2 protein-coding genes are annotated in these 757 nt (G+C 55.4%); both read left to right on the top strand.

The window, feature by feature from the left end; all coding sequences use genetic code 11:
• Nucleotides 1–68 precede the first annotated feature (68 nt).
• A complete protein-coding gene (locus LWH94_RS19270) occupies nucleotides 69–353 on the top strand; it encodes a helix-turn-helix domain-containing protein (RefSeq protein WP_022988855.1) in 285 nt (94 codons plus the stop codon).
• Nucleotides 354–373: 20 nt separating this feature from the next.
• Nucleotides 374–757, top strand: a 384-nt coding sequence (locus tag LWH94_RS19265; RefSeq protein ID WP_232903314.1) for an IS3 family transposase, incomplete at its 3' end; no start/stop codon positions are given.

The raw sequence follows: 757 nt of genomic DNA, 5'->3' as shown, positions 1-757 counted from the left end.
TGAAGTGGACCCCGAAATTTGGACAGGTGCCTAAGCTCTGATTCATCATCTCCACAAGGAGGAGAATCATGAGCAAGAAACGCAAGCAATACAGCCCATCGTTCAAGTCCAAAGTTGCCCTAGCCGCCCTCAAGGGTGACCAGACCACATCTGAAATTGCCGCCCGGTTCCAGATTCATCCGACCATGGTTAGCACCTGGAAACGCGAGTTGTTGGAGAATGCTCCGGACCTCTTCGAAGGCAAAAAAAGGTCCGGCAAACAGTCCAACGAGCCCAGTTCTGACGAACTCTACCGCGAGATCGGCCGACTGACGGTGGAACGCGATTTTTTGTCGCGCAAGCTCGATCAGTAAGCCGTCAACGCCGGTTGGCGATGATCGAGCATGGTCATCCCCAAGTCAGCATTGTGCGCCAGTGCGAGTTGCTCAAACTGAGCCGCTCGTCGGTGTACTACGTCCCTCGTGAACAGTGTCAGGAGGATCTGGATCTGATGTACCTGATTGACCAGCAGCATCTGGAAACGCCGTACTATGGCTCTCGTAAGATGCGAGTCCATCTGGAGCGCAAAGGCCACCTGATAAACCGCAAGCGGGTTCAGCGCCTAATGCGCACCATGGGCATTCAGGCGGTGTATCCACGCCCCAGAACCAGCATTCCGGGCGACGGGCACAAAGTTTATCCGTACCTGCTCAAAGGGCTGAAAATCGACCGCCCCAACCAGGTGTGGGCAACGGATATTTCGTACGTGCCGCTGGCC

Source organism: Marinobacter sp. G11 (assembly GCF_021282325.1).
GTDB lineage: Bacteria > Pseudomonadota > Gammaproteobacteria > Pseudomonadales > Oleiphilaceae > Marinobacter > Marinobacter vinifirmus.
Note: the sequence above shows the minus strand (reverse complement) of the source record. Positions and strands in the feature narration are given on the sequence as shown.

Excerpts from the sequence above, each read along its gene's own strand:
- LWH94_RS19270 (WP_022988855.1), top strand. The coding sequence starts at position 69 with ATGAGCAAGAAACGCAAGCAATACAGCCCATCGTTCAAGTCCAAAGTT.